The sequence below is a fragment of the Aquibacillus sediminis genome, assembly GCF_005870085.1.
In the GTDB taxonomy this organism is placed as follows: domain Bacteria; phylum Bacillota; class Bacilli; order Bacillales; family Amphibacillaceae; genus Aquibacillus_E; species Aquibacillus_E sediminis.
Genome location: NZ_SZNM01000021.1, coordinates 1 through 14,186, shown reverse-complemented (window position 1 = coordinate 14,186; position 14,186 = coordinate 1). Strand labels below are relative to the sequence as shown.

Annotated in this window: 10 protein-coding genes; 2 read left to right on the top strand and 8 right to left on the bottom strand. The window is 38.0% G+C overall.

Annotated elements, in window-relative coordinates:
• Positions 1–183 precede the first annotated feature (183 nt).
• From FCI53_RS16255 to larC, 6 genes are all read right to left on the bottom strand, one after another.
• Positions 184–1,662 (bottom strand): gluconokinase, encoded by a 1,479-nt coding sequence (locus FCI53_RS16255; protein WP_138420099.1) that lies wholly within the window; start codon positions 1,660–1,662, stop codon positions 184–186.
• A gap of 47 nt (positions 1,663–1,709) precedes the next feature.
• A complete protein-coding gene (larE, locus tag FCI53_RS16250) occupies positions 1,710–2,513 on the bottom strand; it encodes an ATP-dependent sacrificial sulfur transferase LarE (RefSeq protein ID WP_138420098.1) in 804 nt (267 codons plus the stop codon).
• 30 nt (positions 2,514–2,543) lie between these two features.
• Positions 2,544–3,314: an SDR family oxidoreductase gene (locus tag FCI53_RS16245; RefSeq protein WP_138420097.1), complete on the bottom strand. Its 771-nt coding sequence runs from the start codon at positions 3,312–3,314 to the stop codon at positions 2,544–2,546.
• Between the two features lie 21 nt (positions 3,315–3,335).
• Positions 3,336–4,604 carry a nickel pincer cofactor-dependent isomerase, group 22 gene (locus FCI53_RS16240; protein ID WP_138420096.1) on the bottom strand — a complete coding sequence of 423 codons (1,269 nt, stop codon included), beginning with the start codon at positions 4,602–4,604 and terminating at the stop codon, positions 3,336–3,338.
• A 640-nt stretch (positions 4,605–5,244) separates the two neighbouring features.
• The gene (locus FCI53_RS16235; RefSeq protein ID WP_138420095.1) at positions 5,245–6,405 is read right to left on the bottom strand and encodes a Gfo/Idh/MocA family protein; all 1,161 of its coding nucleotides are present in this window, start codon (positions 6,403–6,405) and stop codon (positions 5,245–5,247) included.
• A 187-nt stretch (positions 6,406–6,592) separates the two neighbouring features.
• A complete protein-coding gene (larC, locus tag FCI53_RS16230; protein WP_138420094.1) occupies positions 6,593–7,477 on the bottom strand; it encodes a nickel pincer cofactor biosynthesis protein LarC in 885 nt (294 codons plus the stop codon).
• 225 nt (positions 7,478–7,702) lie between these two features.
• On the opposite strand from larC, the gene FCI53_RS16225 reads away from it, so the two are divergent.
• Positions 7,703–8,872, top strand: coding sequence for an ROK family transcriptional regulator (locus FCI53_RS16225; protein WP_138420093.1), 1,170 nt, complete (start codon positions 7,703–7,705; stop codon positions 8,870–8,872).
• A 310-nt stretch (positions 8,873–9,182) separates the two neighbouring features.
• Here FCI53_RS16225 and gndA read toward each other — a convergent pair whose 3' ends face one another.
• Together gndA and uxaC are read right to left on the bottom strand one after the other, a co-directional pair.
• Positions 9,183–10,595 carry an NADP-dependent phosphogluconate dehydrogenase gene (gndA, locus tag FCI53_RS16220; protein ID WP_138420092.1) on the bottom strand — a complete coding sequence of 471 codons (1,413 nt, stop codon included), beginning with the start codon at positions 10,593–10,595 and terminating at the stop codon, positions 9,183–9,185.
• A 565-nt stretch (positions 10,596–11,160) separates the two neighbouring features.
• Entirely contained in the window at positions 11,161–12,558 is a 1,398-nt protein-coding gene (gene uxaC, locus FCI53_RS16215; RefSeq protein WP_138420091.1) for a glucuronate isomerase, read from the bottom strand.
• Between the two features lie 215 nt (positions 12,559–12,773).
• Here uxaC and FCI53_RS16210 point away from each other — a divergent pair, with 215 nt between their 5' ends.
• The gene (locus FCI53_RS16210) at positions 12,774–13,946 is read left to right on the top strand and encodes an ROK family transcriptional regulator (protein ID WP_171038213.1); all 1,173 of its coding nucleotides are present in this window, start codon (positions 12,774–12,776) and stop codon (positions 13,944–13,946) included.
• Positions 13,947–14,186 lie beyond the last annotated feature (240 nt).

The window sequence follows — 14,186 nt, the reverse complement described above, 5'->3', positions numbered from 1 at the left end:
TTTTGTTTGCAAAACAAACTAATTAACTTATCCTTATTTTATTGTATACGTTTGCAAAATGCAACCCTTTTTTATAGCGTTTTTTTCAAAATGATCAGTTCTTAATGGACAGGTGCTGTAAAAAGGGTCTTGCACGGCTGAATAAAACAACCATCCCCCACATTTAATAAGGGATGGTTCTCTTTAATCATTAAAATAACCAGCTAAATCTGTTGTTAACTTTTTATATTTTTTATAAATGTTTTGATACCTTTTGTGTTGTTCTAGGTTGGGGGATATCACTTTTCCAGTAGGGATATTTTGTTTAATGTCCTCAAAAGAATCTATCTTACCTAAGCCAACTAAAGCCGTCCAAGCAGCGCCCCATGCGGCATTATGGTGTGTATCTGATAGATGAATTTCTTGGCCGAACACATCTGCCATAATCTGCACCCATGTAGCGGACTTGGATAAGCCACCATTCACACTAATCTTCTTAGGTTTTCCTGCAACTTCCTCTAATGAAGTTCCAATTTGATAGAGATTGAACGTAATGCCTTCTAGAACAGCACGAGCTAAGTGATTCTTTTTATGCCCAATACTTAAGCCAAAAAAGTTCCCTCTAGCCTTTTGGTTCCATAATGGCGCTCTCTCTCCATTGACATATGGTAAGAATAGAATTCCTTCCGCACCAGCTTCAATATCCTCTACGCCTGCAAGAAACTCGTCATGAGTACCTTCAAATTCTAATAAGTCTTTTAACCACTGCAAAGCAATACCACCATTATTCGTGGCTCCACCAATGATAGACGTGTCGTGGGTAAATGCATACGTAAACGTTTCTTGCTTTTCATTCACTGGCATACCTGTTGTGAACTGACGGATAGCTCCACTTGTACCAACAGAAACAGCCACTTCTCCAGGTGAAATTGCCCCATTACCAAGGTTAGCTAACTGACCGTCAGCAGCACCAATCACAAACGGCATATCCGAAGAGATCCCCATTTCTGCTGCTAGTTCTTCTGACATATTTGTTAACGTTTTTGTTGGTGGAACAATTTCTGAAAGTTGACTTTCCTTAATCCCTACTAAATCAAGGGCAGCTTGATCCCATTTCAATGTCTCTAAATTCATTAGTCCAGAAGCAGAAGCCATTGAATAGTCAACCACGCGCTCACCAAACCATTGCTGCAGTAAAAATTCCTTCATGGACATGAAATAACTTGCTTGTTGATAAGGAGCGAAATCTGTTTCCTTCATCCACAGTAATTTAACAAGCGGAGACATTGGATGAATAGGTGTCCCTGTTTTCATATACATATCTTTACCAACAGTTTCTTTCAGTTTCTCTGCTTGCGCACTGCTTCGACCATCTGCCCAAATCAACATATTAGATAAGGCCTGATTATTTTCATCTACACAAATCAGGGAGTGCATCGCACATGAAATTCCTAACCCTAGTAACGCATCTTTTCCCACATTCGCTTTAGCTACTAAATCCTTAATCGCTACTAATGATTGCTTTTCAATTTCTTGTGGATCTTGTTCCACCCAATCTTGTTGTGGATAATAAGAGGTGATCATTTTTTCTACTTCTTCTACTAGATTCCCATTTAAGTCAAATAACACTGCTTTTACACTAGTCGTACCCATATCTAGGCCAATGATGAACTCTTTTTTCATAGCAACCTCTTCCTTTACTACATATCAAGCTAAAGGGGCAGTTCCCTTTAGCTTGATAGTACTTTATTCATGCTACCACTTTTATAACCTATCAAATCTAACGTAATATAGTTATAACCAAAGTCTTGAAGTTTCTTCGAGATTGTTTCATGATGATTTAAAATAACATTCATGTCATTTGGTTCTACTTCAATTCTAGCAATTTCTTCATGAGTTCGCACCCTTACTTGACGGATACCAAGCGATTTAAGGTATGCTTCTGATTTTTCCACTTTCGAAAGCTTTGCTTGGGTAATCTTTTCGCCATAAGCAATACGCGAAGATAAACAAGCAAACGACGGTTTATCCCATGTTGGCAATTCTCTTTCACGAGAAAGCTCCCTTATTTCATCTTTGTACAAACCAGCTTCTGCTAACGGACCACGTACACCTTGTTCCTTAGCTGCACGCATACCTGGACGATGCTCGCTTAAATCATCCGCAATCACACCATAGACAACATTTTGGAAACCTTTTTCCTCCATAATTGGTTTCAGATGATCAAATAAACTATTTTTGCAAAAGTAGCACCGGTTTTTATCATTTTCCGTATAACCCGGAATAGCTAACTCAGATGTTTCCATTACTTGGTGATTAGCCCCTATAAATTTAGCTAATCTTTTCGCTTCTAATAGTTCACTTGACGGATAGGTTTCAGAATCTGCTGTAACAGCTAATACATTGTCTGGACCTAATGTATCAAGGGCTACTTTTAATAAAAGTGTACTATCTACCCCGCCAGAAAAAGCGACAACAACCTTGTTCATATCTTGGAGAATAGATGTTAACTTCTCATACTTTTCCTTTAACAATGGTCTATCTCCCTTCTTTTCTTACCTTGCTTAAATGGTCATGCTACCGAATCCACCATCAACACGAAGAAGGTGTCCTGTTACAAAGCCTGAAGCTTTGTCTGAAGCAAGATATACGGCTGCTCCTTGCAATTCTTCTGGCTCACCAAAACGATCCATTGGTGTGTGACTCATGATTTGATTAATTCGCTCATCACTTAAGATCTTACGGTTTTGTTCCGCGGGGAAAAAGCCTGGAATAATAGCATTTACACGAATGCCATATGGTGCAAACTCTCTAGCTAAGAATTGTGTCACACTGTTTACTCCTGCTTTTGATGCAGAATACGTAAACACTTTTGATAATGGTGTAGTGGAAGAAACGGATGAGATATTAATGATACTTCCTTTTCTTTCTTGATCCACCATGCGCTTCGCAAATACTTGCGTAGTGAATACGAGACCTCTTAAGTTAACGTCCATGATGTCATCCCATTCATCTGTGTCTAAATCAAAGAAAGGTGTTGGGCTATTTTTACCAGATGAGTTGACTAGGATATCCCATCCGCCTGACCATGCTTCAATATCATTAGCAAGGTTTTCAATTGATTCTTTTGTACTTATATCAGCTTGAAAGGCTTTCGCTTTTCCACCGTCTCCCTTAATCTCAGCAGTTACTGCTTCTGCCTTTTCTAAATTACGTCCTACAATTGCTACCTCTGCTCCTTGTGCAGCTAAACCTTTAGCCATTGAGCCACCTAATACACCATTTCCACCAATTACTACTGCGATCTTTCCTGTTAAATCAAATAAGTTTGTCATTTCCGATTCCTCCCCTTATTGTTATGCTAAATTTCCTTGTTCATCAAGCTTGATTTCATATAGATCAGATTGCTGTTCCATGTCTGGATGCTGTTTCACTTCGTCTAACAATGCTTCAGACACTTCAATTTCACTTACTTCTAATGTGTTCTTTATGCGTACCATTTTCACTTTGGTAAAGTCTAAAATGTTACATGTCTTAATTGCCGCTTTAATTGCTTGAATATCATTTGGTAACGCTGTTGAGATGTGTGTTGGTCCAACAACCGTAGATGTTAAGCCATTGGCATAGGTTGTGTCACGATCCATTTTGTCCACAAGTCGTTGGGTGGTGAAGTCTGCTGTTCCAACTCCATTCGCATTTCCACCCGTTTCAGGGGTTAAATCAAGCACCACCATCTTCGTTACATCAGGACCACCATATGCATATGGCGTCGGATAACGTCCTGTAATGTTCGGATCCATGCCATCCCCACTTATGTTTTTACCAATTTCATCGATGACAAGCACATCAATTTCATCAAATTGAATTTTCGGCAAAGAATCTTTTGCAAGTTGTTGTAAAACGATCTCTCTTTCCTCGACTTCATCAGGTAGCAATACCTCTAAGGCCTTCACCTTATCAAAAGCATTTTCTACTGTGGCAACTGAAAATAATATTGGCATTTTTGACATGATCATTTTTGCCATTGCTGGCACATGCTCTGCCATATGTTTAAAACCTAATTGGTGGCAGGCCTCGGCACCCTTTTGTTTCCCTAAACCAATACTAATCATCTTCATAATGCCACTCTCAACTGGGCCACGAAAGGCTGTATGAGGCTTCACACGGTTGATGACCACAATGCCGTCTGCTTCTGATGAAATTTTATCCACATAAACAGGCAAGCCATTTTCTAACTCTCCTACCTTAATGACTTCCATAGAAGAACGAATCTCAGCGTTTACATTTTCCTTGGTGATCCCTAGATGTTCTAATACCTCTTTTTGTCCTTCATCTGTTGCACCACCATGACTCCCCATACAAGGAACTATAAATGGCTTTGCACCTAACTGTTGTAAATAGTTTATCGTTTCTGCTACCGTTTCAACTAAACGATCTAACCCTCGACTTCCAACCGCTACTGCAATCTCCATTCCAGGTTTGACCGTTTGTTTCACTTCGTCTCTGGCCAACTGCTCTTGTAAAGCCTCACTGAGATCATCTATTTGCGAACGGTCAAATTCTTGTTTCACCTTCGCCATTTTGGGTACTGGAATATCTTTCAACAGTTCTTGAATAACGCCCATCCATCACCACTCCTTCTTCTGTATTGTTCATATTCTAATTTCAACATACATGAAACTGGAATCCTTTACAAAAGGCTACTTTAAATTTGTTGTTTTTTTACTTTGTAGTTGAGGGACACCGACGTAACTTTGCTTGGGTGGGCCGGAAGTGGATCCTCATTCCGTTATTTAGCAAAACTGCCCGATTTTGGCGACAAAGCGGTTTCTTATTCCGCTATTTGCTATTTTTGTAACCATTTTTCCTTCTTTTAGGCCAAATAGAGGAATCACGAACCGCTTCCCCCTCTATTTAGTCCCTTTTCTTGAAATAACGGAATCACGAACCGTTTCATCTGTTGAACCGGTCCCTCAATAAGCTATCCAGTAAAAGACCCCCATTTTGAGAACGAGCAGGTCCTATCTTTGCTATCCTGTTACGTCGCATTCTATACTACTTAATATGACAAAACTTTTGGAATACAACTTTACCTAAAATTATCTCCCTCATCAGATCTTATACACTATTGCACTTACACTTATAATTGTTAAAATTTATAATTCTATACAACTTACATTAATAATTTGTTTAGTAAACAAATTATTAATGTAAGAATATCATTTCCCTGTCATTCAGTCAATCCAGGACAACTTATTTTGCTAATTAATCAGAAAAAGACTGCCGTTTTTCTTCTGCAATTTTCTTGGATAACTCTACTTCAAATAAGTTTTCATCAACAGGAACTGTTACCTCTTCGGCTAACCAACTAGATAAGTAGATAGCATTTGTTAATTCAACAGCGTGAACCCCTTCTTTACCGGGGGCTAGTAATGGGGTTCCATCCAAAATATTGGCTGCAAAGTTTTCTAATAATGCCGTGTGTTGTTCTCCCCATACACTGTTAAATTCAAGCACTTCTTCCTCATACATCTGTGCTGAGCCCTGTTGAGTTATCAACTCCTTTAAATCTTGCATGGCCAACGTATCACTTAATGTGGATTCTGATTGATGGAGACGTTTTATCGTTAGCTTTTTACTATCTTCCACAATCATTTTCCCTTTATCACCCATAATCTCTAAACGATCTGTGCCGATTATGTCATGTGTACACGTTGTGAATATACCCGTTGCACCATTTCCGTAATCAAAAATTGCTGTCACATCATCATCGACGGTTATGTCTCGTTGATAACCATATTGAATAGTAGCAAACACTTTTTTGGGCATGCCACAAAGCCATTGAAATAAATCCAGTTGGTGTGGTGCTTGATTGACAAGAACACCTCCACCTTCTCCTTCCCATGTTGCACGCCACGAGCTTTGATCGTAATATGCTTGTGGGCGCCACCACGTTGTTATCATCCAATTTGCACGTCGAATGGGCCCAATACCGTCATTGTCGATTACTTCCTTCACTTTTTGGTAAAGCTCGTTTGTCCTTTGGTTGTACATCATTGCAAATGTTAATGATGGCTTGTTCGTTGCTAGCTTATTCACTTCTTTTATGTGCTTGGCATGGATAGCTGCTGGCTTTTCTAATAAAACATGAAGATCATGATTCAATCCTTGCATGGCAATTTCGGGGTGCAAATAGTGAGGGACACAGATCACGACTGCATCCACTTCCCCACTTTTCATCATCGCTACATAATTATCAAAAACCGGTATGCCTGGAAATCTTCGCTCAGCTTCCTTTACTTTGCTTGAACGGTGGACGCATAGAGCACCGATTTCCATATTTTTAATTTTATTTTTAGCGATTAAGTCTGCATATGCACTACCTTGTACTCCTAAACCAATAATCCCTAACCTAACAGTTGTCATGATTCATTCTCCTCACTCTTTGTTTGAAGATACTGTATGACTATTTCTGTGTTGTGTCATTTTTTCAGTAGAATAAAGGTTACTTTCGATGTATTACCGTATCGCCGTTCATCAGCTAATAACGGAATAGTTATTATGAAAAAGAGCCTCAGTAAAAGAATTGGGATCTGTTTATCCTTATATACGACTACTCTTCTCCAACCATCACGCGAAGCACATTTGGCTGGTCTTTAAACGTTTTTGTTCCAGCACCATAGCCAACAGTCTGTATTTTCATGGAAGGTAGTGTACTAAATTCTTCTACAAGCACCGCTATGATAGCCGCTCCTGTTGGCGTCGTTAATTCAGCCTGCAATTCACTTTGTTGGATCGGTACTTCTGTTAACATTTCTAATGTTGCTGGAGCGGGAACGGGATAGACACCATGGTCAATTCGAATCTTTCCGGAACCTACTGCCACAGATGATGATTTCACAACATCAATATTTAAATCATCGATTAAAATAGCAGCACCGATAATATCGATAATCGAATCAACTGCGCCGACTTCGTGAAAATGCACTTTTTCCAAAGGCATTCCGTGAATTTTCCCTTCAGCTTTTCCAATCTTTTCAAAAATTTTCAGAGCCATTGTTTCGATTTGCTCCGAAAATCCTGCCGTTTTAATCAGCTTAACAATATCTTGATAAGTCCGATGTACGTGATCGTGATGATGGTCGTGTGCATGGTCATGATGACTATGATCATGGTGGTGACCAGAACTAGTTCCGTGACTATGTGCGTGATCGTGATGACTGTGGTCATGGTGATGATGGTGGTCGTGACTATGATGATGCTCATGAGCATGTTCGTGATGATGAGAATGGTCCTCATTTTTTAACAACACATCAAATTTAGTACTTGTTATACCGTTTTTCACCACTTTACTTGTCGTTAATTCATATTCTGCTTCTATATTCAGTTTCTTTAATTCTGTTTCTAGTTTATTGAAATCTGCTCCTGCATCTAACAGTGCGCCAATTACCATATCTCCGCTAATACCTGAAAAACAATCAAAATACAGTGTCCTCATGATTTAACTCCTTCTCATTTTTCGTGTTTGTTTTTTCTTCGACATAATCAATTACAGTCAAATAAAGTTGTTAAAATGACATTATTGTTTTATTATAGACATTGAGTAACTATAGTTTTATCGTAACCCCTTTCATTATTGATCTGACAACGATAATTTCTAAAAAATGGAACAATGAAGATGATGGTCATTATTATAACAAATATTTTCAAAGGGGGGATACCCATGATGACTGGTGATGGTGCTTATATTAAAAAGATAAATCGCAGTTACATTCTAGGTCAAATTGTGGAACACGGTATGATCTCAAGAGCAGAGTTATCTAAAATTACTGGATTAAATAAGGCAACCATTTCTGTCCAAGTGTCCGATTTACTAGATGAAGAACTAATCTATGAAACACGTCAAGAACATAACACGGTTGGAAGACGACCAATCATGCTTTCACTTAATAATCAGGCTGGGTATGTGTTAGGTATTGATTTAGAATATAAGCACATTACCTACAATGTTTCTGATTTACTAGGAAACTCTCTAACCCATGACATAGTTGAGTTAAACACATCTGACTATGATCAGATTATTCAAATCCTAGTTGATCACATTGGTGATTACATAAACACTTATTCTGATTCAGGTTATGGAATTGTCAATGTCGTGGTTTCTGTTCACGGAACAGTAAATAAAGATGAACAGGTCTTCTTTATTCCTCGACATCAATGGCATAACAAAAATCTTAAAGAAGATTTAGAAAACCAACTGGATACAACGATACACATCGAAAATAACGCCAATCTTTGTGCATTAGCTGAAAAAGTGTATCAGTATCACCATACCGATAACCTACTATGCATCAACATGTATACTGGAATCGGTCTTGGAATTATTATGGATGGTGAGTTGATCAAAGGGTACCACGGCTACGCTGGCGAAATGGGTCACATGGTACTGTTTCCAGAAGGCAAGCCATGCAGATGCGGAAACAAAGGTTGCTGGGAGTTATATGCGTCAGAATCAAGCTTATTTTCTTTATTGGCTGAACAAATGAATAATCAACAAGTCAGTTATGATCTGCTTAAGAAATGGCTTAAAGAACAAAATGCTGATGTTTGCGAACAAATGGAACAATTTCTGAAGTACATCTCGATTGGTCTCAATAATATTATTAATTTGTATAATCCTGAGACAATCGTGCTGAACAGTGAAGTTTTACATTTATATCCGAATGCGATTGATAAAATTAAGGAGCATCTCACTTCTTCAGTTAGTCAATATCGGGATATCGTCATCTCTGATTTAGGTAAAAGAGCATCCGTCATGGGTGCATGTGCTTTTGGAATTAAAAACTTTTTAAAAATTCCTGAGTTAAGTCTTGATATATCTGAAACGGTTTAATGGTAGTCCATACTTAACTTAAACAACAACCAAGTCGCTTATAAAGATATTTATTGGTTACCATTTGTTAGTGAATTATACCAGTAAAGAGTGTTTCGATTACCGAACCTTTCTTCTCTCGCTCTTTTCGGGACAGTAAAGCTAGTTTTTGTATTATGCGATCATCGCCTCTTTAGAATAGGATGGTCCCCCTATGATTAAAAACCATAGGGGGACTGTATTTTTTATTCATCCGGCCTTAATAAGCTGTTCGAACCTACTGATGGAAGTTTTCACTATATCATAAACAGGGTGAGCTGAGACTTCGTTATTATTCCATCCAGTTCGTATGGAACACGCCTTCTTTGTCGACACGTTGATACGTGTGTGCGCCAAAGTAGTCACGTTGTGCTTGTAAAAGGTTGGCTGGTAATGTCTCTGTACGATAGCTATCATAGTACGCAATGGCACTAGCAAATGATGGTACAGGAATACCTTGATCCATCGCTATTTTTACTACTTCACGTAAAGCAGATTGATAGTTCTCTACAATATCTTTAAAGTATGGATCTAATAATAAGTTTGCTAGTTGAGGATCATTGTCATATGCTTCTTTAATTTTTTGCAGGAATTGCGCACGAATGATACAACCGCCACGGAAGATCATCGCAATATCTCCATAACGCAAGTTCCAATCATTTTCTTCAGATGCTGCACGCATTTGTGCAAACCCTTGTGCATAAGAGCAAATTTTACTCATATATAAAGCTTTGCGAATTGCTTCGATAAGTTCTTTCTTATCACCATCGTAAGCTTTTGTTTCAGGTCCTTTTAATAGTTTGCTTGCTTTAACTCGCTCTTCTTTCATGGCAGAGATAAAACGTGCAAACACAGACTCAGTGATGACTGGAAGTGGTACACCTAAGTCAAGGGCATTTTGACTCGTCCATTTACCAGTACCTTTTTGTCCAGCAGTGTCTAAGATAACATCCACTAATGGCTTACCAGTCTCATCATCTTTTTTCGTAAAGATATCCGCTGTGATTTCAATTAGATAACTATCCAATTCCCCTTTATTCCACTCTGCGAACACTTCATGCAGTTCATCTGTACTTAATCCAAGCACGTGTTTCATAATGAAATAAGCTTCAGAAATCAGTTGCATATCTCCATATTCAATTCCATTATGGACCATTTTCACGTAGTGACCAGCACCATCTGGGCCAATGTACGTACAGCAGTCGTCTCCATCTACTTTAGCTGAAATGGCAGTTAGAATTGGTTCTACTAGATCATAGGCCTCTTTTTGACCACCAGGCATAATTGAAGGACCGTTTAGCGCACCTTCTTCTCCACCAGAAACACCTGCACCAATAAAGTGGATACCTCTTTCACTTAATTCTTTATTACGACGAACGGTATTTTCAAAGAATGTGTTCCCACCATCGATCAAGATATCATCTTTATCTAGATATGGCATTAAAGATTCAATAGTTGCATCTGTTGCTGGACCTGCTTTCACCATTAATAATATTTTACGTGGTTTTTCTAGTGAATTAACGAATTCTTCCACATTATAGGTGCCAACGAAGTTTTTTCCTGCTGCTTCATTTTGTAAAAATGCTTCTGTTTTTTCCGGGGAACGGTTAAATACGGAAACAGCGTACCCACGGCTTTCGATGTTTAATGCTAAATTTTTTCCCATTACTGCTAAACCAATAACACCAATTTGTTGTTTTGACATGTGTTTTCTCTCCTAATCTATTATTGTTTTAAAGGTTGGTTCTTTTTGTATAGTTTTTTGCTTTTAACGTCGGAGTTGATGGAAACTCTGACGTAACTGATTTTTGTAAAATAACATTTTCCTGATTTAAATTGAGTGCTAAACAATCGCTTCGGTAGAATACTCCGCTTTCCATGGGCACGGCTTCAGCTAACTTGGTAAAGAAAACCACTTTACCAAGTGGATCTTCAGCTCGCGCTGTTCCCATAGGAGTCTACGTATTCTACCTACGCTTTTAGTGGTGTTCTGAATAACGTCAGATAAAACACCTAAATCAATAGCTGAAGTTCATGGTTATCTATGAGAAATATGATTTTGTGTAAGTAAATCAAGTAAAAAGCTATAAAATTACGATGCACACAACAAAGCGGAGGAAATACACGAAGACTCCCCAGCTCCCCACAGGAAAGCGTAGTGTATTTCCGCAGCGGTAATAATACCACTCATTTTATTAAGAACAGAAGGAATAAAGTTACGTCGTAGTTTATATTAATCTGACATAAGCAACAAACTCTTAGAAAACAGCCTAAAGGTTAAAGTAACGCTTTGCGTTGCCATAGCAAATATTCTCGATATATTGAGATAGTAATGTCATATCTTTTGGTACTTTTCCTTGTTCAGCCCATCCACCAATTAGGTTACATAGAATTCTTCGGAAATACTCGTGTCTTGATAGGGACAAGAAACTTCTTGAATCGGTAAGCATACCAACAAAGTTACTAATCAAACCAATATTGGCAAGTGTCTTCATTTGATCTTCCATCCCATCGATATGGTCGTTAAACCACCATGCTGTTCCTGCCTGTACTTTACCAGGCACTTCTGCATTTTGGAAATTACCTGCCATAGCAGCAAGCACATTATTATCACGGGAGTTCAAGCTATAGAGAACGGTTTTTGGTAACTTTTCTTTTGCTTCCAAAGCATTCAAGAAGCTTGCCAATGGATCTGCTAACAAACGGTCACCAATTGAATCAAAACCACTGTCAGGACCGAGTTTCTCAAACATACGGGTATTGTTGTTTCTTAAAGCACCCATGTGTAGTTGCATGACCCAACCTTTATCAGCATACATTTCACCTAATGCGACTAGTGTATAGGTTTTAAACTGGTCAATTTCTTTTTTTGTTAATGCTTTTCCTTGTAATCTCTTAGAGAAAATTTCCGCAGCTTCTTGTTCTGTTGCTTCTTCATAGAACATCACACTAATGCCGTGATCAGAGCTTTTACATCCTTGTTGATCAAAGAAGTCGACGCGCTCAGCTAATTTTGCTAAGAAATCTTGATAGTTTTCAATCGACGTATTTGTCACTTGTTCTAATTTTTCCAACCATGATAGGAATTCATCTTTTTCAATGTTCAATCCTTTATCTGGACGGAAAGATGGGGATACCTTCGTTCCAAAATCTTCTTTTGCTAATTGAATATGGTATTCTAAACTATCTGTTGGGTCATCAGTTGTACCGACAAATTCAACTTGTTCTTTTTTCAATAACGATCTAACCGACATTTCAGGTGTAGCTAACTTTCGGTTTGCTTCTTCCCAAATAGCCGGCGCAGATTTCTCATTTAATAACTCATCAATATCGAAATATCTTAATAATTCCAAATGTGTCCAATGATATAATGGGTTACCAAATGAATTGGGAACTGTTTTTGCCCATGCTAAAAACTTTTCATAAGCACTTTTATTTCCAGTAACAAACTCTTCACTAATACCATTCGCTCGCATTGCTCGCCATTTATAATGGTCGCCAGCTAGCCAAATATCAGCAATGTTGTTATAGTTCGTATCATCTAAAATTTCCTTTTGATTTAAATGGTTATGGTAGTCAATAATTGGCATATGCTTTGCCGTATGATGATAAAGTTCTTTTGCCGTTTCACTATACAATAAGAAATCTTCTGTAATAAACGTCTTCATCATGTATTCACCCTTTGTAATAGATTGGTTTTCCTTTTCTTACACCAAGGTATCTTTTACCCTCAAATTATAAATATAAAATTATTTTGTTTACTAAACAAACTATTTTTCTTATAATTATCTTATAGCGAAACAACTAATTTTTCAAGTCTTAATTTAAAATTCATGTAACCGTTTTTAAATTTTGTATGAAACATAGCTTAGGGGGAAAGAGAGTGAATACTGGTGATGCAAGCTATATCAAAAAGTTAAACAGAAAAATATTAATTGAGGAATTAATTAAAAACAAATCCTTATCAAGAAGTAAACTAGCAAGAATCACCGGGCTAAATAAAGCGACGGTATCTGCGCAAGTTAGCGATCTTCTTCATGAGCAGATTGTGGTCGAAACAAATGAAGGCGCATCTGTCACACGAGGACGTAAACCAATCTTATTAGAAATTAATGGCGATGCGGGTTACAGCATTGGGATTGATATCGATGAAATTCATATGAATATTATTTTTACAAATTTACAGGGGAAGCCCTTTTATCGGATAAACTTATCCATAAACGATATTTCACTCGATCACGTTGCAGATTTTTTAGTTGAGGTATTATCACCAGTGATTGACCAATTTAACCAGTCCTACCATCCGATTGGTTTAGTTGGGGTTGGGGTTGGTATTCATGGGATCGTCAACAATAAAAATGAAGTGGTATTCACCCCAAACCAAAAATGGTCTACGATTAACATTTCTGAGCGGCTTGAAGCAGCTTTTCACACCGTCGTTTCTACAGATAATAATGCGAATCTGTGCGTTTTTGCTGAACATGTATATGAAGAGCCACTAGCTGACTTGTTCTCTATTACTTTATACTCCGGAATAGGACTTGGAATTGTTAATGACAATAAAATTTATCGCGGGTTTAAAGGCTTTGCTGGGGAAATTGGCCATATGATTGTAAAATCGAATGGCGACCGTTGCCCTTGTGGTAATCGAGGTTGCTGGGAACTATATGCATCTGAACGATCGTTTACCAATGAACTAAAAACGAGATTCCCATCCCTACCGCTTCCAGAAGGGATCGATGCGATGGTAAATGATAGTACTTTCAAGGCGATCTTGGACGACTATCTTCACTATTTGGCAATAGGACTTAATAATATTATTAATATATTTAATCCTGAGAAAATCATTTTAAACGGCGAAATCCTTAATGGACATTTGCCCTATATTGATGAAATCCAAAACAAATTAACATCAAAAATAAATAATTACCAGGAGATTCGAGCTTCCTATTTAGGGGCTGATGCTTGTGCACTTGGGGGAGCAGCCTTGGCACTTAAAAATTTCTATGATGTTGATATGATTAATTTTGTTGAGTATAACTATGCGTTGCGGTAGGTTTTTTAAAGGTGATAAAGCGCTGTTGATTGCTTAAAAGTTACATTATGCACCTAATGTGTGGTATGTCGCCTTTCATTATAAGTTATAACTTTGCAAGAGTTCGAGGCGGATCCTCTGGACCTCTGTCAAGAAAGTGGACACCAAAATAACGAAAAGTTGTTTAATATTGGTCGTGCAGAGACTTTTCTTAACTTTTTAAGATCATAGATGATGCCGTGGAAGCGTCAAGCCCAGCCC